Origin of the sequence: Pseudoalteromonas sp. XMcav1-K, from assembly GCF_044005875.1 — a bacterium.
Classification (GTDB): domain Bacteria; phylum Pseudomonadota; class Gammaproteobacteria; order Enterobacterales; family Alteromonadaceae; genus Pseudoalteromonas; species Pseudoalteromonas spongiae.
This window is the reverse complement of record NZ_JBIPJE010000044.1, coordinates 80,471-105,774: the sequence shown is the minus strand read 5'-3', so window position 1 is coordinate 105,774 and position 25,304 is coordinate 80,471. Positions and strand designations below refer to the sequence as shown.

The following is a 25,304-nucleotide window of genomic DNA, read 5'->3' as shown; positions in this document are numbered from 1 at the left end:
GTTTGATTTCGTTGTGTCTAGATTAGAAGAAAACTATCATGAAATAATCAGATTAAATTGAAATAGATTGTATCAATTAAAGTTACTAATTATGGATCGTATTAATGCAATAAAAAGCTTTGTTGAAGTTGCACACTTGGCAAGCTTTACCAAAGCAGCTGAGCGCTTGGGACTCAGTCGCTTGCAAGTGTCGCGTCATGTTCAAGAGCTGGAACAATGGTTAGAGCAGCGTTTACTGCACAGAACAACCCGTAAAGTAAGTTTGACTCAACAAGGCGAGCGCGCATTAATCCGATTTGAGAGAATATTGAATGAAACCAGTGCGCTGGTGGCTGAAAGTATTGCAAATAAAACAGAGTTGTCAGGAACCGTTCGAATTTCGAGTCCAATTGGTTTTGCACAAACTATGTTAGTAGATACAGTTAGCCAGTTTATTGCGCAACACCCACGAGTTAAGGTTGATATTCACGCCAGCGATAGCTTTTCAAACCTAGTCGAGCAGCGCATTGATATTGCGCTTAGGTATACAAATACACCAGATGAAAGCTTGATTGCACGGCCACTTCTGAAAATTGGCGCATGTGTTTGTGTTTCGCCAGATTATGTGGCAAAACATGGTGCGCCTTTAACACCGGATGAATTAACAGAGCACCCTTGTTTGGTGCATTTAAATCACTACCAATGGCGCTTTTTTAATGACAATACACGTGTTGAAGTGAAGGTGGCTGGGCCACTCGTGTGTAATGATGTAACCACGATTGTGCACGCGGCGATAAATAGTGCCGGAATAGCATGGTTGCCGTTTGATATTGCTCGCAGTTACATACAGCAACAACAGCTGGTGCCTATTTTAACTGAGTATTCACTTGAAGCGAGTCAGTTGTGGGCCGTGTATCTATCGCGAAGTTATCAATCTCCGCTTGTGCGCGCATTTATCGATTTTGTATCGGGTTGTTGGCAGCAGGACATTTTGCCAAACAAGTAGGGATCTGAATGTTCAGATCCCTTGGGTATGAAAATGGTTATGTTCTCAGGTTTGGTTAAATTAATTTACGTTAGCCGTATACGTGTTAACTTCACCCGAGACCACAGTTTTAGAAGCGGTAGTTAAAGCGCAATTGGGCATTACGCTCTTTGCCAGGCATACCACCTAAGAACATGGCTTTTTCGTAATATACTTTGTCGAATAAGTTATTTAACTTAAGTTGTACACCCCAATTCTCAGCTTGGTAAGCAATTCCCGCGTCAAACACGGTATAACTTGGTACATAACCGTCAGGAATACCAAAGGAGTTTGAGTTTGTACTGCGCTCATCAACATAGATGCCGCCTAGGCTGAACTCAATCGGGCTTTCACTGGTAAAGACATAACTCGAATGAGTTAACCAAGCACCCGCGGTAACATACGGCACACCTTTTTGTCGCTCATCATCGTTATCACGGGCATCTTGATACACCGCATTGACATTTAGCTTCCACTGCTCATTTAAATAAGCATTTATATCAAGTTCAATACCGTTTGTTTCTTCTTTACCATCATAGAAGTAGCGGGGTACATTCGGTGCTGAAACACCTTCATCAAAATCTGGGTTGTTATAGCGTAAATTAGTGCGACTAGATTCAAATACCACTAATGATGCAACCAGTTGATCATCGAGTGCTTTATAACGCATACCAATATCATTACTGATAGATTCTGAATCTTTACGGTCACTTTCGTTGCCGTAGATAGTGCCAAGCACACTGTAGGCGGTTCTGCCTTTGGCGTGGTTTACAAATATCGACAAGTCGTCATTTACAAGGTAGGTTGCACCTAAATTATAAGTGATACCACTATCTGACGTATCTTGCTCTGGTGTTGGCTCGGCCGCGCTCGCGCGGTAGCGATGGTCTACGCCTAAATGCTCGTAGCGCTGGGTGATTTCATTAAATGCTACACCAATACGCGTAGTTAAACCAAAGTCAAAATAACCGACATGTTGAATACCTAAACCCCAAGCACTTACTTCTTTATTGTAGTTCGCGGTTTTTAATGGATCATAATCTTCGAAGCTGCCAGCCCCCCAGTTTGGGTTGCGAATATCGAAAATATACGGCAATTGACCCTGATAAATAGTGTTGCCACCTTTATCTTTAATTACTTTATCAGCGTCATAGATTGAATATTGCTGAAAACGAATGTCGCGATCTTCATAGTTGGCATTGACTAGTAACTCGTTGTCGATATCACCAATTGAGAAGTCGTAACGTAAATCAGCAAAATATTGTAACGATTGCTCATTTGCAGTTACTTTTCGGTATTCTTGACGTCTTGCAGCAAATGGGAACAGCTCACCGTCAACGACAAGTGGTGCGCGCGGATCGGCATTTATAGTGCCGCGGCGGTTCCAATACACATAGTTATAGGCACCAGTTTGACGGGCAAACCCTGAATCATAGTCGCGGTATTGTAATTGCTGGTTAAAGTAGAGGTTATCAGTGAAGTTAATATTGTGCGTTAGCTTTATACGAAACTCTTCACCTTCATTGTCTTTTGCCATCGGTGAAATAATGCCGTTATGACCAAAGGTGTAGGGCGTTAAGCCATCGTTAGCTGCAAGTGACTCTGCTAATTGTTGCCTTTGTGCATCGCTAAGCTGAATACCAACCCCGTTAGGGTCGTTTACTAAGTCAGTCCAGCTTACGTCGCCCGCGCCTTTACCGTCGACCGATTTGGCATTATAAATACGAATAGGGTGACCGATTGAATCAACTGCAATGCCATCTTTAATATAGGCAGTCGAAAGCATTACATCGTGGCTGTCGCTAAATATGTATTTGAAGCTGAGGTAGGCTTCGTCGCGGTCGTTGTTTAAATCGCGATAACCACCGCTGCGCGCGGATTTAACCAACACACGGTAAGCGAGATCGTCGGTGATTGCAGCTGTTGAGTCAAGTTCAAGCGCATATGTATTCCACTGGCCTAAATCGGCGGTCATGGTGTGAGAGGCTTCAAATTCTGGCTTTTTCTCAATTAGGTTAATAACACCGCCAGCACTGCCCATGCCGTATAAACCGGTTGCTGGGCCTTTTAGTACTTCGATTGACTCAACATTGGTCATTGAACGGGTAGGGTTAAAGGTGTTGCCAAGGCCTGCGCCACCATACATGCCGTCGTATGTGTAGTTAGCACCAAGGCCACGGATCACTAAATTATCGCCAATGCCGTAATTGTTACCAGCTTGGGTTACACCACTGATGTTTCTGATAGCATCTTGTAAATTGTCGACAAGTTGCGAGTTAAGTAATTCACTGTCAACCACTACTACGGCTGCTGGGGTTTCCATTAACGACATATTCGATTTAGTAGCAAGACCCGAGTTTAGTACCACTTTATTTTGGCGGCCATAAACACTGACAACTTCAATGTCGTCGTTGTTTTTAGCTATTGCTTGGTTATTAGCAAAAGCCATTGAAGCTGGTAAAAGCGCTGCGCATGACAGTGCAATAAGCGAGAGATTAAATGATTTCATTGTTTAGATAATTGTATTTGTAACTAAGATACAAATGATAACTGTAATCATTTGCTATATTCAATCGTTCAATATGACATTTAACATTAATAAAAGTAACGGTTAACGTTATTAACAAATGTGCTTATGGCGTAGTCAGATTGACTTACGGTTACAGGCAAGCTTTGGTTGTAAAAACCACTATTTGTAAAAGTACAATAAGTCGGTATGTGTAAAAACGATAAAAAGAAGCGCGGTGACAAAAATGATTTAGACCTAGATACACAAATTTATAGTTACCCCAACCATAAGAAAAGTAGAACAAAACTTTGTTTTATCTGTATTTTGGATTTTTAACCCCTTATACTCCCGTCCCCATATAAATTACATAAACTCAAGGATGATTTTAAGTGCGCTCGCTTCGTTTACTTTCATATCTTTTTTTTCTATCCGTACTGACCGCTTGTGGAGGCGGTGATTCTTCTGCTCCTCCGCCAAAGCCACCTATTGCAGATTTTGATGGTGATGGTATTGCGGATTCTCAAGATAACGATGATGACAATGATGGTTATTTAGACACCGAAGATGCTTTTCCAATGGATAGTGCTGAGTGGTTAGATTCCGACTCAGATGGTATTGGTAATAACGAAGATACCGACGATGATAACGATGGTGTGCTGGATGAAGATGATGCATTTCCACTTGATGCTAATGAATCCGTTGACTCTGACTTTGATGGCGTAGGGGATAATTCAGATGATTACCCAAATGATCAGTCGTGTTATTTGCAAACCGATGGTAACGGCAGCACATGTTATTTAACCTTATTAAAACAACAAACGAGTGCGCCGATTATTCGAGGCTCGAATGAATATATTTATTTCACCTTGAGCGATACATCGCAATTACTTGCTTTAAATACTGAAAATCAACATTTTGACACGCCGCTCAATTATGATAATGAGTTTGAATTAGAAGACTTTTTGATTCATCCAACACACGAACGCATTTATTTAAGATATGGTGATGGCTCAGTTAAATACTTCGATCAATCTAAAACATTAAAGCCAAGTCAATTTACGCTTACGTCTGAGCAAAAGCTTGTTGTTGCGGGACCTTATTTGTTCGTGTCTGACATGAATTCGGTATTGGTTTACGATGTAAACGGAATAGAGACTGGCTCTGCTCGAGTTCCTTATAATATCCAGTATGGTGTTTGGAATGAACAGAACTCGACGTTCTTTGCATCATTAGGCTACTCAAACCAAGTACATGCCCTTGGTTATTTTGAATTAAACAGCGATGGCGAAGTCACTATCGGACGTTATGAGTACCCAAGTAGTAATGTTCTTCCAAACACCCCGCTGTTTATTGAGTTGAACGATTCTCGGCTGATGTTTTTATCTGGAGAAATTTTCTCTAAGGAAGGCCTGAGTTATGCTGATAGGTTAGATATTAATTTATTCGAAATGATTCCGGTGAATGACGAACAATACCTTTCTACTCGTTATGTGGCTGGAAATACAACCTTTAGTTGGTTGGATAATGAATTTAACCTAATTGATATGCGCGAGCTAGAAGGTGCGCCAAAGGTGATATCTGGTCACAATGGTCAATTTACACTTATCACCGAAACGATAGACCACTTTAAGGCTCATAATTACGATTTAACAAATGACGTTGACGGCGACGGTATTTCGAACGAGTTGGATGCATTTCCGATGGATATTGCTGCGTCGTTAGATACGGACAATGATGGTTTTCCGGATAGTTGGAATGATGGTTATTCGCAAGTCGATTCCACATCAAGCCTGACTTTAGATCTATTCCCAGATGATAATGCTTGCTGGGCAACTGAGCATGATAATGGGCAGGGAGAGTGTAACTTTGGTGCTACTATGCCGAGTTTTACTCCTGAAAAAGTGGAAGCTGATGCAGATGGTATTCTTTACTTGTTCAGTGAGGAGCACAGTACGGTGTACAGGTGGTCGTCTGAAACGCAACACTACTTGAGTCCAATCAAAATTGAGACTGGTTTTATCGGCTCAGCGCCAATTGACATGGCTTTTTCTCAGTCACATCAACGTCTGTACTTCGGATATCAAGATGGGCAAGTTACTTTCATTGATATTGAAAATCCAAGTATCGAACTTGATTTAGTACAAATCCCTAAACAATTAGGTGGTCTTGCGATGGCCGGCAATTTTTTACTTGTTCAGGGAGGTACAGGTTCTTGGTCTTCACATTATATATTTGATAAAAATGGAAAAGAGACCGCAGCTAATCATTTTAGTCACTATTCTGACGATTATACGTGGAACGCTGAAAATGAACGAATGTACTTTTTCAGTCAACGCATGTTTCCTAATGACTTGGAATACGAGCAAATAGATCAAACGACAGGTGAGATTGTTGACAGTGGAGACTCTCCGTATCACGGTGATTTTCAGATTTTACCGCCAGTAAGAGCGTCTAATGATGGAAGGTTTGTTTTACTTGGTAGTGGTGATATCTACGATGCCGATACTTTGAATTGGCAAATATCGATAGATGCCTTAAACGATGCAATTTGGCTAAGTAGCGGGGAACTTGTTACTGTAAATGCTTTGAATGAAAGTACATTTACTCTTACACGTCGAACGAGTGATTTAACAACTATTGAACTAAGTGATTACGAGGGCCACTTTATTCGCATAATAGCGGCTGCAAATAAAGTTATCATTATTAGTGAATTAAATGGCGAACTTACCTTTATTGAGTATGTTGCAAATAATGACACCGATGGTGACGGCGTTGATAATTTAACCGATGCCTTCCCGATGGATGTTGCAGCATCTTTAGACTCGGACAACGATGGTTATCCTGATGAATGGAATGACGGATATTCTGAGGCAGACTCTACCACAGACTTAACGTTGGATAGTTTTCCAAATGATAGTGCATGTTGGCTAGTAGAACACGACAATGGCCAAGGGCAATGCGATTATGCTGCGACAATGCCGAGTTTTGTTCCTGATCTTGTATTGTCCGATAGTGTTGGCGGTATCTATTTATACAGCGAAGAACACAGTAAAGTGTTTCGCTGGTCTGCACAGTCTAATGCATACACAAACCCATTAATTGTGGGTCGCAAAATGGGGCTATCAACAGCTGCACCAAAAAAAGTTGAGCTTTCACAAACGCATAACCGCTTATATTTTGGTTATGAAAGTGGTGAGATTACCTATGTTGATTTAGCAAATATTGGCCCAGAAAAACGATTCGCAAATACAGCTCACTCAGTGGGAGGCATCGCATCAGTTGGTAATCATGTGTTAGCGCAAGGTGTAAGTGGTTCTGCGGAGACAATTTACATTTTTGATGTTGATGGAAATCAAACGGATTATAAAGACTGGCACTATTATTCACGAGTTTATGCGTGGAATAAATATAATAACCGTGTTTATTACTTCCGAGATAATAGTTCGCCCAATGATTTAATGTACTTAGAAATGGACCAACAAACAGGAAAAGTAACTGAGTCGGGTGAAACGCCATATCACGGAGCTTATAGTATAAGACCACCAATCAGGGTATCGAATACTGGTCAATTAGTATTGCTTGGTAGTGGAGACTTGTATGATGCAAATACCCTAGAGTGGCAAAGCGCAATTGATGCATTCAGCGATGCGCTTTGGTTAGCTAATGGTGAATTAGTTACTGTAACGAATACTCAAGACAATACATTTGTGTTGAATCGTTACAATTCACGCTTTGATACAATTGAAAGTCTGAGCTTTACTGGTCAATTTATTCGTGTAATTGCTACTGATAATCGCATATTTATCGTGAGTCGGTCTAACGATGACATTTTATTTACCGAATACGTTGTAAATAATGATACCGATGGAGATGGTGTAAGTAATATCTTAGATGCTTTCCCAACTGACCCAGCTGCATCAGTAGACTCTGATAATGATGGATTTCCAGAACAGTGGAATTCGGGTTATACAGAAGCTGATTCAACAACGGGCTTAACACTTGATATTTTCCCCCAGGACAGTGCCTGTTGGTTAGCGGAGCATGATGATGGACAAGGTTCATGTGATTACAGCGCTACTATGCCTATTTTTGTTCCTGATGAAATCGCGTCAAATGGTACTGACCACCTTTACTTGTTTAGTAAAGAGTATGGAAAAGTTTACCGTTGGTCTTCACAAACTCAGTCATATACAAATCCAATTCAAGTAGGCAAAAAGTCAGCTATTTCATCTGTTTCACCTAATAAGATGACTTACTCGCCTTCTCATCAACGTTTGTATTTCGGTTATGAAAGTGGCGAAATTACCTATGTTGACGTAACGAACATTGGCCCTGAAATGCGGTTGGCGAATACTGCATCGGCAGTAAATGGACTTGCATCAGTTGGTAATTATTTACTAGCGCAAGATGCTAGCGGTGCTTGGGAGTCACACTATATTTTTGATAGAGATGGAAATAAAACAGATTACAAAGATTGGAATCATTATTCGCGTGTCTATGCTTGGAACGAGCAAAACAATCGCGTTTATTTCTTCAGTGACGGTACATCACCTAATGACCTTCATTTTGAAGTGATTGACCAGCAAACCGGAAAAATAACTGGGGAGGGTGAAACCCCTTATCATGGAGATTACAGCATTAGACCGCCAATACATGTGATTAACCAAGGTGATCATGTTTTATTAGGTAGTGGTGATGTGTATGACGCAGACAGCATGCAATTTGTAACATCGCTGACTAACACGAATGAAGATGCTGTGGCGTTTTCTGACGTGTTTGTAGTGGCAAACTCCAATTCAGAACTAAAAACCTATGATAGTGCATTTTCTATTCTCTTAAGCCAGCCTGTAAATGGTGAGCTGCTTGCCATTGAAAAGCATCACGAACAGCTTGTCGTCGTGTCACGCATTTCAAACGAGCTGCACTTCGAAGTTATCAACTATGGTGATTCAGACGGCGATAATATGCCAGCATGGTGGGAAATAAAATATGGGCTATCAGACGATAATCCAGACGATGCGATTGGCGATTTAGACAATGATGGACTATCAAATCAGTCCGAGTATTTGTTTAATACATCACCTATCGAGCGAGACACCGACAATGATGAGCTAAGTGATTTTGACGAAATTAACAGTCATTCAACCAAGCCATTGGTATTTGATACTGACGGCGATGGGCTAGGTGATGGTCAAGAAGTCTTAACAGTTGGATCAGATCCGTTAGTAATTGATACTGATGGTGATACATTTAGCGATGGTGATGAGGTATTAAAATACAACACGGATCCGCTTGATGCTGACGCTAAGCCAATCGCAATTAGTGCTTTTACTGAATCATTTGAGCAAGGTATCGACAGTGCATTTTGGCAAAATAGTAGCGACAGTGCTCAACCATGGCAATTATCAGATGCGCAGGCAAGTGATGGTACTAGGAGCATTCGCTCAGGGGAAATTAACCACAACCAACAATCAGGTATCACCTATTCAGCGTTGTTAATGGCAGGAAAGTTAACATTTGATGCTAAGGTATCTTCAGAGAGCTGCTGTGATATGTTGAAGGTATATCTGAATGACGTGTTTCAGCTTTCAATTAGCAGCCAAGCAGACTGGCAGAAAGACCTATCTATTGATATACCGCAAGGAGAAAATAAAATCGAATGGCGTTATACCAAAGATTCATCGGTTTCGGAGTCAGATGATGCGGTTTGGATTGATAACATTAAATTTGTGGGTCAAACAAATTAGGGTGTGATTGAATCCGCTACATAATACTAAAAGCCGCAATCAGTTGCGGCTTTTTTGTAACACATTTAAAGTGAATTGCTTTATTTCCAATAGCGTGAATGCTCGCCTGAAAAGTAGTGCGCAAATTGGGATAGATGCTGATATAAAAAGTCTTTGGTTGCGGTGACTTTTGCTGCCGTTTTTAAATCAGAATGATACAGCAACCATAAACTCCAAATTGAGGGTTTTACCGGTATATCTAAGCGGTAAAGATTTGAATTTTGTTGTGAATCGACTAAACCACAGGGTAATTTTGCAATACCTAATCCATTTTTAGTCGCGGTAACAAGCGGGCCGAGTTGATCAAATCGCGCGATCACATTGCTACTTGGAAAGTATTTGTTATGCCAATCGGCTTCAAATTCTAGCTCCCACAATAACACGCGGTGCTGTGCGCGTGAGGTACTTAAATAATCATCACTTGCATAGACGCCCCAATTTGAGGCAAACAGCTTTCTGCCGATTAAATCGTCTTGGCTCGGTGATGGGGTAAATCTAAGTGCAATATCGGCCTCTCTTGCACGCAAGTCTTTGTGCATTGAACCAATTAGTAAGTTGGTTTGAATATTGGGATAACGCGCATTGAACTCGTTAAGTGCGGGTACAACAAAGTCGTTTGCAAGTTCAGGTGTTAAAGCAATGTTTACTTCACCACTTAACAGCTGGTCTTGGCCAAAAAGCTTGCGTTCAATATTGCGCTGTTGTTCTTTTAACAGCGCGATATCAGGTAACACCGCTTTGCCGGTTTCCGTCAGCTGATAGCCTTTTGGCACACGTTCAAACAGCCTAACCTTAAAGCGTTTTTCAAATGCTTGAATACGCCGTGCAACGGTTGTGTGGTTAACCTTAAGTTGCTTGGCAGCGCCCGATAAGGTACCCGACTGATAAAGTGCAACTATGTATTGGTAATCATCATCTAAGTTCATCTGTGCATTATTGCACAATAAAAATGCGTAAATCACTAATTTTTTTAGCGCTAAAGTGGCGTAAAGTGCGTGTGTAATTAATTCAACTTTAGACAGGATGCTAATTATGTATACCCTTTATCATTTTCAAATTTCATGTTCTTCTGCAGTAAAAATGGCGCTAGAAGTTATTGGTGCAGAACATAAAACTGTGGTAGTAGATCTCTTTGAAGGCGGGCAGCACAACGCCGATTTTTTGGCTGTTAATCCACTTGGTAAATTACCAGTGTTGGTAGATGGCAGCCACACCTTTACGCAGGGCGAAGCAATTTTAATTTATTTGTCGCAAAAGCATAAAAATGCACACCTAATGCCTGATTTAGCAAGTGTTGATGGCATGGAAGCGTTAAAGTGGTTAAATTTTGTTGCCAGTAGTTTGCATGGCCATTTCACTAAGATATTTCATCCGGAAAAAGTGTCAACGGATCATGATTCGGTTAAGCAAAATGCTGAAGAAGAGATTGTTAAGTTACTTAATTTTGTGTCAGACCAATTAGCTCAATCGCCTTATTTAGCAGGCGAAAAACCAACCCTTGCGGATTTATATTTTGCGGTGATCTTAGGCTGGGGGCAGGTGTTAAGTTTTGAGCTGTTTACACGTTTCCCTGAATTTGAGGTATATAAAAAGCGATTACAAACGACTTTCCCGCAATCAGAAACCTTACAAAATATTTAAGCTAACCACCGTACTAACAACAGATGTTTAGTACGGTGTAACTCGTTACTTAAGGTTATTATCGTTAAGTAACGAATTAAAGCGGGTTTCGAGTTTGCCACCGATAATCGCAACACGCTTTTTCATTTCTGTTATCCATTTTTCATCACTCATCACATCTTTTGAAAACGTCATATCGCGTTTAGTGTGACCCACATACAACAAAGCATCGGCAAGTGATTGAAGTGTCGCATCTTTACTGTTTATTTTACTAAGCATAGGTCGCGCTTTTGGCATTATGTCGCGAAATGGGATATCGGCGAGAACGGAATTATCGTCTAGCTTAATAATTTTTGCCGTGTCTGTATTAGGCAGCACGTCATACAACACGTTTTGAATAACAGGCCACACAGTAAATACTGAGTTAGGTTTAGCCATCTCAATACGAGAAACCAGAGACAAGTCCTGCTGATTAACCGTTTCTGGATGCGTTGCTTTTAATAAGTGAAAACCGCCAAACACTAAAATCGCTTTTTGGTTAGACTGAATAATTGGTGTGAGTGTGTCGTAAAAGCCATCTACTTTGCTCGATGCAGCACGCTGCCAAGACTCGGCGGTGGCATTTTCCCAGTTAAAGTGTTTTTCTGCCAACAGTACCGTTAGCTTTTTGTCATCGGGCAATGTTTGATTTATGGCCCTGATTGATTGCAATAATTCTATATATCCGTCGCCAAGCCATGCGGTGAAATAGAGGGTTTCGCGCAGTACGTGTTTTAGCTGTGATTCATCAACAGCATCACCTTTAATATACTGATTTATATATTTTTGGTAATTTTGATTGCCAAATTCCAGCACAATAATTGGCTGCTGTGATACAACTCTTGGTGAGGTAATAATGTCACTTATTGCTGGCATAAAACCAGGGTAGTAATGGGCATCGCCAAGTGCAACAAATTGATGGGTTGAGAGTGCATCGACGACAACCTGTTCGCTTGGCTGTAGCTGTGTTTGTAATTGACTAATTTGCTCTGACGATAGATTTAGCGTCGCATTTTTCGGTAAGTAGTCGCATGCAGCTAAGCAGACAGCAATTAATACAATAGCAAAGTACTTCATGATAATCCTTGAGAAAATAGGGGAACGTAAGATTGTGAATAGGCGTTTGTTAATTTAGTCTGATTCATCTGGTTCGAGTGTAAAGAGCAGATCGAGCGCTGGCAGAAACACGCTGACGGTAAACAGCGCCGCCGCGAGAGCGTATAAATAATTTAAGCTGGTGGTATTTTTAATTAGCCATGAAATGCTCATACTTAGCCAAAATACGTTAAACAAAGTGATGTTTACATTTGGTTTAAGCGGTTTAGCGCAATACTTACAGTTGAGTGGCTCGCGATTTAATAATGCAAGGCGGTCACTCAGTTTAAGCGGCTTGTTGCAGCAAGGGCATGAGCGAGTAACGAATTCGTTTAACATGGCTTAATACTAAATTGCAATTGATAATCATTATTATTTAATGCTAAGCCATATGAAAATAAATTAAAAGGACTTTATAAGGGCTTTTAAAGCCTTGCTAGTGTCCACTATATTAATTTGCGTTATGTTGCCGTTATTGAGTGTTATCACAGTAACGTGCTCATCTTTTTTGGGAATAGTGTTTAGTACGTTGCCTTCTTTATCCATAATTACCGAATAAGCGAGCTTCTTCATTTTAGGAATAGCAATAAAGCGGCTTATAAGTGATGGCATGGCGCTAATATCGGCGTAGTATTGAACATTTGCAGCCAATAAATCATCACTTTTTTTATTTTCAAATGCCGCTTTAACAAGTTTGCTACTATCCATATCGTGACTGAATACCAGCCATTTTGTACTAGGTAAAAGTGTCTGCTTTTTATCAAATTGGTCATTAAGCTCGGGCAACGAGAGTGTTTGGCCTACGGTTAATGTTGGCTTTGCACTCTCGGCAACACTAACCCATGAGGTTAAAAGTAGCGAAAAAACAGCGAAAATGTCTAGAAATCTCATAATATGCTTTAAATCCTGCTTTATTTAAACGTGGCGTAATAACTTAAACTGTGAAATATGGGTAATCAGTGTGCCTGCAACGTATTTACGTATCACAACTATTTACCCTTTAATTTGTACGTTTTATCTAACAGCTTAGATTAGGCTTATTTAGTGCCAAAAGTACAGTCTTGCTCGGAGCGTTTAAATACGGTTTGCATCCAAATACGTCGGTTTTCTTGAGTTTTAACTTGCTCTGGCAGCGGGTGAATTAACAATAGGTAATCGCCTTTGTTTATATCATCAACTGAAAATGAGGGAGCGCTGGGGTTATTTACTAAAATAGGTTGGATCACCGCGATTTTTCGTTTTTTTCGCAGCATTACCCGTTCAACGGTACCAAGGTGCGATGCAGAGTGAAAATGGCCATTTAAGTGCACTAGCTTGTGATTTGGGTGATTTTCTAATGCATTATGGATTGATTCAGCCATGGTATCGTCACGAACAACTTGGGCAAAATAGCGATTTAACGTACTTGGTTTAATTGTTTCCTGGCTGTGCCCCATATTGGCAGTAAACTTGTTAAAGTAAGCGCCCTCGGTTGGCGTATAAAACGACTGTGCTACTTGATGTTTTCGTTCTTCTGGTAAGTTGTCTAGTATCTTTAAGCCATGTCTTCCGGTACATACCACAGTATCTTTCGGTGCGTTTGCGGCAATCACAGGTAAACCATGTGTTTTTGCCATTTCAACAAGAGGGCGATAACTGCTTTGGTAATTATCCCATGCACGCCCAAAGTGGCGTAATGACCACTCACCAATTTCACCATTTAAATACGCATTTAGGTATGTTTGCGTATCTCGCTCAAATTGTTCTAACGAGAGTATGGTTTTGGGGTTAGCTTTCAGTAGCGCTTGATAAATGTTTGCCTGTGCTAAATGGTTACCGGGATGGCGATGATTTTCACCAATAAATATCACGTCATAATCGCTCAACCCGCCAACGCCTTTTGCTAAATCAACAGTCTTAGGTTGCCCTGAACGCACATCGATCAGTTGATAGTCATACAAGTTTGTTAGCGGTATAGCTAAGTGCCATTGGTTGTTGTTTTGCACAAGCGAGCTCACGGTTTTCTCGTGGCTTGGCATGTGAGTGCTTTGGCAAGCAGTTAACAACATACTAAGCGATAACACAATGAATGAAAGTTTGGTGCGTAGCACAGTAAACCTCTTAGTTTTCTTATTGATTATGGTAAATGGCTTACCATTTGGTAAGCCTTTTTATCGAGGTTAGATTAAAGCTAAATAGCGGCGCTCTACTTCTTGCCAGTTTATTACATTGAAAAATGCACTAATGTATTCTGGACGGCGGTTTTGGTATTTTAAGTAATAGGCATGCTCCCACACGTCTAAACCTAAAATTGGCGTTTCGTTATTCATTAGCGGGCTATCTTGGTTTGCAGAGCTTGTCACTGCTAGTTCGCCATTTGCATTTACAACAAGCCATGCCCAGCCACTACCAAAGCGAGTTAATGCTGCTTTAACAAACAGATCATGAAACGCATCAAATGAGCCAAATGTTGCAGTAATCGCATTTGCGAGCTCACCTTTATGAAGCTCACCACCAGTGGGAGACATTACTTGCCAAAATAAGCTGTGGTTATGATGACCACCCACATGATCTCTTACAGCCCCCTGTAATGAGTGCGGTAAAGCAGCAATATTAGCTAGCAGCCATTCATCAGTTTTTTGCTCAAACTCAGAACCTGCTAGCGCTTCGTTAGCTTTATTCACATAAGTTTGGTGATGCAAAGTGTGATGTATTTCCATTGTTTTTGCGTCAATGTGCGGCTCCAATGCGTCATATGCATATTCGAGGTTCGGTAGTATAAATGCCATATTTATTTCCTTTATAATTTAGCGTTATCCGCTAGTGAATCGTGTTGTTTTGAGCACTGATTGTGTTCATGATGGTATTTAACTTGCTGGCGATATTCGCATCGTCGCCATATTGCTTTAGTAAAACGAAGCAATGGTGTTTTAGTTGTGAGAGATGCTTTAATACGAGGAGCTGATGCGAAGACTGGGTTGATGTAAAAATATGTGCGGCGCATTTGCATACGCTTTTGTAGCCTTCAACTAACAGATCGCAGGCGTTGTTTATATTTTGCAGTGCGATATTGGAATCTACTAAGTTTAAATACGACACCACCACAGCGGGAATATACTGATCCACAATCCAAGCTTCTGGCTGAGGTGAATCAGATTCGATTTCCGCCTCTATTTGTTCTAACGCAGTTAAACAATCGGCATAAAGAAGGTTAGCGTAAGAAAACTGGCAACTATCGAAAGCTTGGTTACCTTTTGATACATGCTGTTGCCAAATTTGCATCACGTTATGAATACAGGTTTTAGTATCGGGCATCTCAAATAGTTAATTCAAATAAAAACCATTATCATTAATATTTAAATTATTTCAAGCGGTAATTTGATTTTAGCTAGGGGATGTAATGGCTAATTTGGCAGCATAACGCGTTAATTGTCAGACTTTCATGTGTTTTGAACGCATAGTAGCGTGAGATTTGATGGTTTGCACAATGTCTCACGTAACGTTAGCATTTGCTCCATATTGGTGCTGGTAATTATGGAGCAGCATGCTTTAAAAAGTGTATTGCAGTGTTTGCTTAGGTAAGCAGTGTTACTGCAAACGAATGGCTTTTGTCATCATTGCTTTACCTTCGGTTTCTACGTAATCTAAAAACACTTTGGCAATGGGTGAAAGCTGCTGCGATTTGGCCCAAGAGAAAGACCACTTGGATTGAATAGGTAAGGACGATACGTTAATCACTTTCACATTATAGCTGTCGCCAAATGCCAATGTATGAGCTGATAAAATGGCTACGCCCATGCCTGAGAGTACAGAGTGAATAATGGCTTCATTGCTCGCAATAGTCATTCTGACATTAGGTTTTATATTGTTTGCTTTGAAAAATTGTTCGGTGACGTAGCGTGTACCTGAGCCTTCTTCACGAATAATAAAACTTTCCGCTGAAAACTCTGCTAATGAAACTTGCTTACGTTTTGCAAATGGGTGCTCCGCATTGGCTATTGCCACAAGGTCGTTCGACATAAACTCAATAACTTCAAGATCAAGCTCTTGTGGCACGTAACTAAATACATAAAAGTCATCTACCCCTTGTTCAAATCGCTCAATGACTTGTTGCCTGTTAGCAACGGTAAATTGAATGTCAATTCCTGGATAACGCTTACAAAACGGGCCTAATAAGTGAGGAATAAAGTATTTTGCTGTTGTGGCACAGGCGATACGAAGCGTACCCGACTTAAGTCCTCGCAAGTTAGATAAATGCATATCAAGCGCCTCGCATTGCTGCATTATTTGCCGACTTGTTGCCACGGTTGCCAATCCCGCATCGGTGAATTTAAGTTGCCGTCCTACTTGTTGATAAAGCGGTAAGCCAATGGCTTCACTTAACTTTTTAAGTTGCATAGAGACCGTAGGCTGGGTCAAAAATAATGATTCTGCTGCAGCTTTAATGCTGCCACCTTCAAATACGGCTAATAAAATTTCAAGTTGACGAAAGGTGCCAATGTGCGCGTGTAATCGTGATGCCATACTCATTCCAAAATATTAAATTAGATAAAAATCTAATTTAAAGATAGTTAATATCTATTTTTATCTAATCAAAACGGTGTGTAAACTTTTTTCTGTCGCTTAATTTAATGGATGGGAAAGTAAAATGAAGAACCGAAGTTTTATATTGTCTCTCGTTACCTGTGCAATGCTGCTGGCGTTTTACGCGCTGAGCAGTCAAATTGGTCAGCCTCAGTTGGCATTTGTTATTGTTGCAGCGTTATTGTTTAGCTTTTCACTTTATTCACAGTTAGTCGCACGCAACAAGCTAGGCTTGTCTCGACCTGCCGCAGAGCACTATATGCAACGTGTGGGAGAAAAATAAACCATGATTATTGATGCCGTTGTCGCTTTTTTTATTCTGGGTATCGTTAGTCAATTATTAGGTGCCAAAATAGGATTTCCTGATGGGCTGTATAAGTCGCTAAGCATGTTTTTGATGATTGCGATTGGCTTAAAAGGGGGCCTTGCATTGCAAAAATACATCGATCCCGTATTACTTACAATGTCACTGGCCGTCGTTGCTTTTGGCCTTGTTTTACCGTTAATCGCATACCCTCTTTTACGCTACTTCGGACAGCTCGATAAAATTAATGCTGGGGCAATTGCCGCACATTATGGCTCGGTGAGTGTGGCCACGTATGCTGTTGCAATAGCTATTCTTGAAGCGAACAATGTTTCGTATGAGGCATACTTCCCGCTGTTTGTCGTCCTATTAGAAATGCCAGCGATCGTTGTAGGCTTAGTATTAGCAAAAGGCAGCTTGAAAATCATCAACGGCGAATTTGTTAAAAAAGAGCTTGTGGCGAACCAAAGCATTCTGCTGATGCTCGGGAGCTTAATTATTGGTTATTTGGGTGGTGAAAGTGTTACTAAATTATCGCCTTTCTTTATTGAGCTTTTTTCGGGCATTCTTGCGCTGTTTTTATTCAAAATGGGGCTAATCGCAGGCAAACAGCTTGTATCGGTTAAAAAGAACAGTGTGTTCTTAATTAGCTTTGCTGTACTGATGCCAATGATTGGTGGTCTTGCGGGCACAGGGCTCGGGTTAATGCTTGGGCTAAGTAGCGGTGGTATTGCGTTAATGGCGGTGCTAGGCGCAAGTGCGTCTTACATTGCAGTGCCTGCTGCAATGAAACAAAGCCTGCCAGAAGCTAATGCTGGTATGTCGATTACCGCATCTTTAGGTATTACCTTTCCATTTAACGTACTGATTGGTGTGCCATTCTTTATCATGTTTGCAGAATATCTTGCGGCAAAATAATCGTGATAGTCATTAAATAAAAACGGCGAACCTAAGTTCGCCGTTTTTTAGTTTTTACTAGAATTAACGCGTTACTTTTACACGTTTTTCAATCATCAATTTCGCTTCAATGCGACGGTTTTCACTGTGTGCTTCAGCTGTGTTTGCGTCGTTTAATAAACGCGTTTCACCGTAACCTACAGCGCTAATACGTGACGCATCAATGCCGTATGTGTCAATTAACACTTGTTTAATTGCTTTGGCACGTTTTTCTGACAGTTTTAGGTTATAAACCGCGTTACCTGGCGCTGAGCTGTGGCCTTCAATTTGCACATTTTGCTCTGGGTATTTTTTCATAAAATCAGCAAAACGACGTAAGTCAGTGCTGTTTGGATCAAGTACTTCACTTGAGTTGTTATCAAACTGCACCGCTAATTTAATGCTGTCTTGCATGTCTTTAAACAGTGTACACCCTTGTGCGTCTGTTTTATCTGTCGTTGGTGTATTTGGACATCTGTCTTCGTTGTCGTTAACACCGTCGTTATCGCTATCAAGCACAATAGCGCAGCCAGTGCTGTCGACACGTACACCCTGTTTTGTGTTCGGGCATTGATCGTTTGCGTCAATAACACCGTCGTTGTCGCTGTCAATTACCGGTGCTGCTTTAGGTGCTTCGGTTGCAGGCGCACTGTTACCGCCAAACTGATAAAGCAGACCAAGTTTACCGCTATAATCTTTATGATTCTCGCCAAAGTCATGGTAAGCCGCCACTTCTGTGATCACTTTCCATTTGTCGGCTACTGGCCAATGCATACCTACACCTAAATTACCTAGGTTATAACCTGTATCAAGTGATTCGTGTTTTAAACCTGCAAATACGTATGAATTGCCTTGGAATGGGAAGAACATCGCATCTAAACCGTAGCGATGACCGTCAATACTTTCTTGACCTGGATATGCTTCTAAGTCGATGCGTGCATATTCAAAACGACCACCCCATGAAGGAGTGAAACGTTCGCCAAGCTCTAAGCCCCAACCCCAATCAATGCGGTCTTTTGGCATTGCTTGGAATTTATCTTTGTCTGCATAGTAATATTCGGCAAAGCCACCAAGCCAGATTTCCTTATCTTCAGCAAGTGATGGCATGCTTGTTACAGCTGCCAAAATAGATAGCGCTAGAGTGTGTTTTTTCATTTAATGATCTCCGTTTTCTTATGTAAACGTCATTTAGTTTAGTAGATTGCTGCAGTGGCGAAGTAAATATGTTCGTTCTGCTTTTTTACGAACTTGCTTACAAATTTTATGCCTATTATTTTTCATTTATATTTCAATGGATTAATAAGGCTTCTTAGCTTTTTAATAATAACTGTGTAAAGAGTTACTCGGTAAAAAAGTCGCAATTTGTAAGTTTTACATTGCTCAGTGGTGCACAAGGCATATTGTAAATCGGTACAAGCTGGGTTTGAAAGCAAAAAACGGCACTATGTTGTGGTTTTATGATTAGATGATGGTATTACACACAATGTGTTTATAAACCGAACTGCAATGGGGAGTGAGGGTTCAATAGACCCTCAATTTATAATGTGGTACAGCAACATAACAAAGTGAAAGAGCTAAATATCTGCTAATCGCTGTAGCAACTCATCGGTTTTGATTAATCCCGAAATGGCTTCACCATTTTGTAGCAAGATAGTAGGCGTTGCACTAAAGCCAAATCGCTGTGCCAGCTGTTGCTGTGTAACTAAGTTATTCTCACAGACGTTTGTAACATTACCTTGGTAGTGGCCAACTTGCATTGCTTGGTTCATGGCTTCTTGTGGATTGCGTGCACACAGAGCGGCGGCGGTTTTTTCAAATGCGCTGCTGCCGACTTTGCCTCGTGGGATCATTACATAGTCAATCGTAACGCCTTGGCGATTGAGTTCCTCAATTTTTCCATGCAATTTGCGGCAAAATGGGCAATCGATATCGGTAAAAATCGTGATGACATGCTGTTCGTTACTTGCTTGATAGCTTAGTAGTGCATCTCTAGGCAAGGTTTTGATAAGTGTTACACGTTGCTGCTGCTTTACTAGTTCAGTTAGATCTATTTTGCTTTCGGTGTCGATAACTTGTCCTAAATATAAATATTTACCATCGGGACTTGCGAAAAACGTATGGTTTTGTGTTGTGACTAAGCGGAGCTCATTGTTATAGGGCTCGACGGAAAACTGTGTATTTTCACCGAGTAAATCAAACAACTTTTGTTTTACCGCTGCAAGAGTCGAGTGATTATTTTCAAGTGGTTGCACTGTTTGTGAGTGCACAAACGCGGCGCAAAAAAAGAGTGAAAGTGTGAATAATAACGCGATAATTCGATTAACTGATTGCATATAATTAGCCTATTAAAATTGGATTAGGCCAACTTACAAGGTCACCGCGTTCGACGCATTTAAAACTATCTATAATCATCTATAAATAGCTATAATTTATTTAATATTAATAAGTTATAGTTTTCTCGCAAGGAGGTTTTAGCTGCGCATAGTGCGTGGTCGTAAGCCCAAAATATCATTATGCAAGGTGCTATTTGAGAAATTAAAACTGGTTGGCTGATTTAGTTGGTGGCAAAGCGCTAAGTGTTCAGCATTTTGCTCTGTGTTGGCTTGCTGCTTGTTATTTGTCACTATTGTTGCAATAAGTGATTCTCTGTTAACGGGGTTATGCTGAGTTGTGCTTGCAGTTGCTGGTTTGTTGGTGATAATCGTCGCAATACGCTGATTGACTACTTCACTGCTGCACACGGCTAAACTTGAATTAAGCAGTGCTTTACTTTCAATTGCATAGTTGAGAGCATCATTTATTTCACTGTTTTCGAATGATATACGACTTAATAGGTCGAGTGCTTGCGTACGATAATAATCTGAAGTTGGCGTTTGATTAATAATCTTAAACGCAAGCTGATTTGCTTGAGTGAGCTCTTTTTTGTGTAATTTTACTTCAGCGAGCAATAGTTGCGCCTCTATGGAGTGGGGGTTTTCTTGCAAACTAAAGTTAAGCCACTTTTCGGCAACCTCCAAATCACTTTTTTGAAAAGCGATTAGCGCATTTGAGTAGCTGCTCATTGCCGGCAATAAATTTGTTGTAGGCGGTGTATCGTTATGTGATACCCACATAGCACTGGTAATTGTTGATATTATTAAGGTTAGGCCGGCAGCAATGGCGCGCCAAGGCAGCTGTGCTCTTTGAACCGGCGTTACCTGTGTTACCGTGGCTTGCCAAATATAACCTTGATTAGGTTGAGTGCGAATAAGGTGTTGCTCTGGTGCCAGTTTACGCAATTCACTGATCACTTGGAAAAGGCGATAGTCTTGCACGTCTTCACTTTGCCACAGTGCCTTAAACAATGCGTGTTTTGATATTAATTGCTCTGGCTGTGTTAAAAAAAACAGCAGTGCTTGTGCAGTTTTAGGGCGAATCGGCTTTTCTTTACCTGATTGCGTTAAGGCAAATGTTGTTGCGCAAAACGTGAAATCGAGAAATTGATAAATAGCCATAAATAGTCCTTAACAGCATCTGTTTGTTTTTTCTTTAGTGTTATAAAGATAAAGCAAGGTTAAGGCAACCGCTGCTCTATTTTTACCCGTTATTTATTTCATTAGGTACAGGGTTATTGGTAACGCCAGCACCTACTGAAACTGGGTGGCCATATTTATTTTCCGAATCGGTTCCTTTGGCGAAACCTAGGTATAACATACAACCGATAGGACCAATCACAGGGATCAGACTCAAAAACATCATCCAACCCGACTGATTACAATCGTGCCAACGCTTTATGTGAATCATTAAGGTCATCCAGGAAATCACACACAGGGTGAAAAAGAATACTAAGAAAAAAATCGCTTCAGCGTAAACGGGCAGGCTAGAATTGGATTTAAAGAAATTATTTAATACGTTAAATAACCCTAAGCATAATACTACGTAAAGCAGCGATATACCCCAAAACATGCTTCGAGTAGCACGTCCTCGCCACGAAAAGAACAAGGTATGAATTGGTATGTTTAGATTTTTTAGAGTCCATAAATTAAGTAAAAAGCAGGGAAATAAAATATTAAATTTTAATAAATTTAATACGCTCATCGTATCGTTATAATGTTTGTATAAATAAAGTAAATCGCCCCATAATGTATATTGCGCAATTTGAATAGCAGAATAAAACACGCTCGAAAATAACGACAGCGCAGCAAAACTAATTAGCCAAGGGCGACCTGGAATATTGCGAAGCATAAAAGCAAGAATTACGATGCCACTAGCAAAGATAGGATTTGAAAGTAAGTAAGCAATTTGAAGGAAGTCTTCCACACAATAAAGCGCATGAGAGCAGTTCATTACAGTCCTTGTAGTGATTTTAAATAAAATGTGGCGTTAGGCTACGCTTTAAATAAATTTTGTCAATTAAATCAATTGTTAAATTAGTCTTGGTAATTAGATTGCAAGGTGTCTAACTGGCCTGACGAAAGCAGTGTTTGAAGCGCTGAATTCAGTTTGTCGAGCAGTACTTTGTTGCCTTTTCTGACCGCAATGGCAACGGGGGTACCGCGATAATTTGATTGCACAATTTTAACTTTAACACCGTACTGTTTAGCGAGGTACAGCCCCACTGAACGCGGCATAATAGCAGCGGTAGTTTCACCGTTGGCAAGCATTAACATCGCTTGCTCTTTTGACTCAGTTTGGATTAAACGAAAGTTATCTTTTATATGCTTTTCTTGCCATATGGTTTCGGTGAGCGAGTGTTTGTCGCCGCTAATTTTTTTTCCGTAGAGGTCACGTACAATTTCAATGTCTTTACTGTCTTCTTTTACAAACACTGTGGTGTAGCGAAAATAATAGGGTATGGTGAAATCAAAGTACTTTTCTCGCAGCGGATTGATTTCCATTCCAGTGACGCAATCAAGCTCGGCAAAACGTAAGTGGTTTACTACCTCATCCCATGTATCTGCAACTAAATACAGTTCTTGATTAACTTGCTGTAACACACGCGTCAGCACATCGTAATCAAAGCCAGTGGGTTGGTTATTCTCGATAAACTGAAAAGGCGGATAGCCTGTCGCCATACCACATTTAATATTATTCCCCGTTTGTGCAGTCGCGGTGTAGGTAAAAACTGTTAGCAAAAAAACCATAGCAAAGCGGAAAAGAAACGTAGTCATTATTTACAAGTCGGTAGTCAAAAAGGTGCAGCGCAAAGAGAACGCGAGTAAAAGGTAATTAGCGACACAAATTATAGTTTAATGCGCGCTAAAAATTAACCGCGTTTGCGTTTAAGAATTAGCGCTACATCAAAGAAATTGCATTTAATAGCGATATTGTTCAGCTTTCACACAGCTAATTGCCTTTGCCTTACGTTAACAAGGTTATTTTAGCAATAAGCTGCAGCAAACCGTTTCTTAAGCTTTTCTTAAGTATTGCCGTTTAAGGTCTAACAAATAGAACGCTCTAGGTAGTAACAGCTGAGATTAATAATGCTGACAGATCTTAAAAAACATCTAATGCCGTATTTGGTATTAACTTTGTGTGTGCTAGGTGTACTTAGCACTTTTCGTTTGGGCTTTAGCCTTTGGCAGTATCAACACTTTTCAAACCCCAACGCGTTGTTAAATTTATTAATTGGTGGATTACGCATTGATTTAAGTACGTTGGGTTATTTACTGCTTATCCCTGCACTTATCTCACCGCTTGCATTAAGTATTAAAGCGCTAAAACCAATATGGCTAGCATGTCTTAAAAGCTACTTAGTGCTAATTCTAACAATCTTGGTGTTTTTAGAAATGGCAACACCCATGTTCATAGAAGAGTATGGCTTGCGACCAAATCGTTTGTTTGTGGAATATTTGGTGTATCCAAAAGAAGTGTTTTCAATGTTGATGAGCGGGCATTCTGCCGCTGTTTTTGTAACACTTATTTTATTGGTCGCTGCAATTAAGTTAATTGTGCTGCCGCTAGCCAATTATTTTGTGTTTAAAACTACTGGGCAAACTCACGCTACAGCAAAGGTTAAACTCGTCGCTATTTTACTGTTACTTGCTGCACTTATACTGTTTGCACGTGGCACGTTGGGACACCGACCTATCAATCCCGCGTATGTGTTTTTTTCAAATGATGCGCTAGTGAATTCGCTAACGCTTAATTCCACCTATAGTGTATTCCATGCAGTTAAAGCGCTGCTAAATGAAAAAAATGCGAGCAAACTATATGGCGCGATGCCTGAGCGCGAGGTTATAAACATTGTTCGTCAAGAAACAGGCTTACCAACATCGGCTTTTACTTTACCGAATAATCCATTGTTTAAAATACAGCAACCTAGCTACCTAGGTGCGAAAAAGAATTTGGTGATCATTTTAGAAGAAAGCCTCGGCGCCCAGTATGTTAAACGTTTAAACGGCTTGCCACTGACACCTAATATCGACAGTTTGTATCAACAGGGATGGGGGTTTGACAAGCTTTATGCAACGGGCACGCGATCTGTACGTGGCATTGAGGCCGTTGTTACTGGCTTTACGCCGACGCCTGCAAGGGCGGTGGTTAAGTTAGACAAGTCACAGAAAGGTTTTTTTACACTTGCAAGTTTGTTGCAATCTGAAGGTTACAACACGCAGTTTATTTATGGCGGTGAAAGCCACTTTGACAATATGAAAAGCTTTTTTCTCGGCAATGGCTTTCAAACAATTGTGGATTTTGATGATATTGATAAGCTAAATTTTGTCGGCTCTTGGGGTGCAAGTGACCAAGATGTGTTCACACAAGCGAATACAGAGCTTAATAAGCTGGCGTTACAAGAAAAACCGTTTTTTAGCCTGATTTTCACTTCAAGCAATCATGATCCATTTGAAATTCCGAACGAGGCGATAAAACCGTTTGATTACACACCATCTCAGCTTGCTCAGTATGATGATAAAGAGCGCGCAAGACATAAAGCAATTCAATATGCAGACTTGGCCTTAGGTGAGTTTATTAATACAGCAAAAACCCAATCGTATTGGCAAAATACGCTGTTTTTGATTGTTGCTGACCACGATGCTCGCGCGTTAGGTCAGGCTCTAGTGCCGGTAAACAATTTTCATATTCCAGCGATTATTTTAAACAGTGAGTTTGATAATCAGAGCTATAAAGCCATTGCTAGCCAAATTGATTTAGCGCCAACCTTGCTGTCATTAATGGGGGTAACTAATCAATCGCCTATGATTGGGCGCGATTTAACACAAAGTACCACAACTGGCAGGGCATTAATGCAGTATGCGGATAATTTTGCCTACTACAGTAATAAAGGTATCACCATTTTGCAGCCAGGGAAAAAACCGAAAATGTTCGATTTTAATAGCGCAGATAATTATATGAGTGAAAAACCACTCGATCATAATGAGGCGAAAGTGGCGTTGGCACATGCGCTTTGGGGCAGTTTAGCATATCAAAATGGCTGGCATGCCAATTAGTTAGCGTCAAGGTAAGCTA

20 protein-coding genes are annotated in these 25,304 nt (G+C 40.6%); 6 read left to right on the top strand and 14 right to left on the bottom strand.

What is annotated here, in order from left to right:
- Positions 1 to 91: 91 nt before the first annotated feature.
- The gene (locus ACHSBP_RS12860; protein ID WP_395389051.1) at positions 92 to 985 is read left to right on the top strand and encodes a LysR family transcriptional regulator; all 894 of its coding nucleotides are present in this window, start codon (positions 92 to 94) and stop codon (positions 983 to 985) included.
- A 109-nt stretch (positions 986 to 1,094) separates the two neighbouring features.
- Here the strand turns inward: ACHSBP_RS12860 and ACHSBP_RS12855 are convergent, their stop codons facing one another.
- A complete protein-coding gene (locus ACHSBP_RS12855) occupies positions 1,095 to 3,512 on the bottom strand; it encodes a TonB-dependent receptor (RefSeq protein WP_395389050.1) in 2,418 nt (805 codons plus the stop codon).
- A gap of 389 nt (positions 3,513 to 3,901) precedes the next feature.
- Here ACHSBP_RS12855 and ACHSBP_RS12850 point away from each other — a divergent pair, with 389 nt between their 5' ends.
- Positions 3,902 to 9,259 (top strand): hypothetical protein, encoded by a 5,358-nt coding sequence (locus ACHSBP_RS12850; protein WP_395389049.1) that lies wholly within the window; start codon positions 3,902 to 3,904, stop codon positions 9,257 to 9,259.
- Between the two features lie 80 nt (positions 9,260 to 9,339).
- On the opposite strand, the gene ACHSBP_RS12845 is transcribed toward ACHSBP_RS12850, so the two are convergent.
- Positions 9,340 to 10,224, bottom strand: a complete 885-nt coding sequence (locus ACHSBP_RS12845) for a LysR family transcriptional regulator (protein ID WP_010558766.1) — start codon at positions 10,222 to 10,224, stop codon at positions 9,340 to 9,342.
- Positions 10,225 to 10,330: 106 nt separating this feature from the next.
- Here ACHSBP_RS12845 and ACHSBP_RS12840 point away from each other — a divergent pair, with 106 nt between their 5' ends.
- Positions 10,331 to 10,939: a glutathione S-transferase family protein gene (locus ACHSBP_RS12840; RefSeq protein WP_010558767.1), complete on the top strand. Its 609-nt coding sequence runs from the start codon at positions 10,331 to 10,333 to the stop codon at positions 10,937 to 10,939.
- Between the two features lie 45 nt (positions 10,940 to 10,984).
- Here the strand turns inward: ACHSBP_RS12840 and ACHSBP_RS12835 are convergent, their stop codons facing one another.
- The 7 genes from ACHSBP_RS12835 to ACHSBP_RS12805 form a co-directional block, all read right to left on the bottom strand.
- On the bottom strand, positions 10,985 to 12,034 hold the full coding sequence (locus ACHSBP_RS12835; protein WP_010558768.1) for a hypothetical protein: 1,050 nt from the start codon (positions 12,032 to 12,034) through the stop codon (positions 10,985 to 10,987).
- Positions 12,035 to 12,088: 54 nt separating this feature from the next.
- Positions 12,089 to 12,391 (bottom strand): hypothetical protein, encoded by a 303-nt coding sequence (locus ACHSBP_RS12830; RefSeq protein ID WP_010558769.1) that lies wholly within the window; start codon positions 12,389 to 12,391, stop codon positions 12,089 to 12,091.
- Positions 12,392 to 12,454: 63 nt separating this feature from the next.
- Positions 12,455 to 12,943, bottom strand: a complete 489-nt coding sequence (locus ACHSBP_RS12825; protein ID WP_395389047.1) for a hypothetical protein — start codon at positions 12,941 to 12,943, stop codon at positions 12,455 to 12,457.
- 146 nt (positions 12,944 to 13,089) lie between these two features.
- Positions 13,090 to 14,142 carry a ChaN family lipoprotein gene (locus ACHSBP_RS12820; RefSeq protein WP_395389046.1) on the bottom strand — a complete coding sequence of 351 codons (1,053 nt, stop codon included), beginning with the start codon at positions 14,140 to 14,142 and terminating at the stop codon, positions 13,090 to 13,092.
- 69 nt (positions 14,143 to 14,211) lie between these two features.
- Entirely contained in the window at positions 14,212 to 14,820 is a 609-nt protein-coding gene (locus ACHSBP_RS12815) for a superoxide dismutase (RefSeq protein WP_395389045.1), read from the bottom strand.
- 31 nt (positions 14,821 to 14,851) lie between these two features.
- Entirely contained in the window at positions 14,852 to 15,346 is a 495-nt protein-coding gene (locus ACHSBP_RS12810; protein ID WP_395389044.1) for a hypothetical protein, read from the bottom strand.
- Positions 15,347 to 15,619: 273 nt separating this feature from the next.
- Entirely contained in the window at positions 15,620 to 16,555 is a 936-nt protein-coding gene (locus tag ACHSBP_RS12805; RefSeq protein ID WP_395389043.1) for a LysR family transcriptional regulator, read from the bottom strand.
- Positions 16,556 to 16,679: 124 nt separating this feature from the next.
- Here ACHSBP_RS12805 and ACHSBP_RS12800 point away from each other — a divergent pair, with 124 nt between their 5' ends.
- Both ACHSBP_RS12800 and ACHSBP_RS12795 read left to right on the top strand, forming a co-directional pair.
- On the top strand, positions 16,680 to 16,898 hold the full coding sequence (locus tag ACHSBP_RS12800) for a hypothetical protein (RefSeq protein ID WP_138631336.1): 219 nt from the start codon (positions 16,680 to 16,682) through the stop codon (positions 16,896 to 16,898).
- A gap of 3 nt (positions 16,899 to 16,901) precedes the next feature.
- Entirely contained in the window at positions 16,902 to 17,837 is a 936-nt protein-coding gene (locus ACHSBP_RS12795; protein WP_395389042.1) for a sodium-dependent bicarbonate transport family permease, read from the top strand.
- Between the two features lie 63 nt (positions 17,838 to 17,900).
- On the opposite strand, the gene ACHSBP_RS12790 is transcribed toward ACHSBP_RS12795, so the two are convergent.
- The 5 genes from ACHSBP_RS12790 to ACHSBP_RS12770 form a co-directional block, all read right to left on the bottom strand.
- On the bottom strand, positions 17,901 to 19,010 hold the full coding sequence (locus ACHSBP_RS12790) for an OmpA family protein (RefSeq protein WP_395389041.1): 1,110 nt from the start codon (positions 19,008 to 19,010) through the stop codon (positions 17,901 to 17,903).
- Positions 19,011 to 19,429: 419 nt separating this feature from the next.
- A complete protein-coding gene (locus ACHSBP_RS12785; RefSeq protein WP_395389040.1) occupies positions 19,430 to 20,188 on the bottom strand; it encodes a DsbC family protein in 759 nt (252 codons plus the stop codon).
- A gap of 138 nt (positions 20,189 to 20,326) precedes the next feature.
- A complete protein-coding gene (locus tag ACHSBP_RS12780) occupies positions 20,327 to 21,349 on the bottom strand; it encodes a winged helix-turn-helix domain-containing protein (protein ID WP_395389039.1) in 1,023 nt (340 codons plus the stop codon).
- Between the two features lie 82 nt (positions 21,350 to 21,431).
- Positions 21,432 to 22,181, bottom strand: a complete 750-nt coding sequence (locus tag ACHSBP_RS12775) for a DUF805 domain-containing protein (protein WP_395389037.1) — start codon at positions 22,179 to 22,181, stop codon at positions 21,432 to 21,434.
- A gap of 83 nt (positions 22,182 to 22,264) precedes the next feature.
- Positions 22,265 to 23,005 carry a transporter substrate-binding domain-containing protein gene (locus ACHSBP_RS12770; RefSeq protein ID WP_010558781.1) on the bottom strand — a complete coding sequence of 247 codons (741 nt, stop codon included), beginning with the start codon at positions 23,003 to 23,005 and terminating at the stop codon, positions 22,265 to 22,267.
- Between the two features lie 312 nt (positions 23,006 to 23,317).
- On the opposite strand from ACHSBP_RS12770, the gene ACHSBP_RS12765 reads away from it, so the two are divergent.
- Positions 23,318 to 25,285 (top strand): LTA synthase family protein, encoded by a 1,968-nt coding sequence (locus ACHSBP_RS12765; protein ID WP_010558782.1) that lies wholly within the window; start codon positions 23,318 to 23,320, stop codon positions 25,283 to 25,285.
- The last annotated feature ends 19 nt before the right edge of the window (positions 25,286 to 25,304 follow it).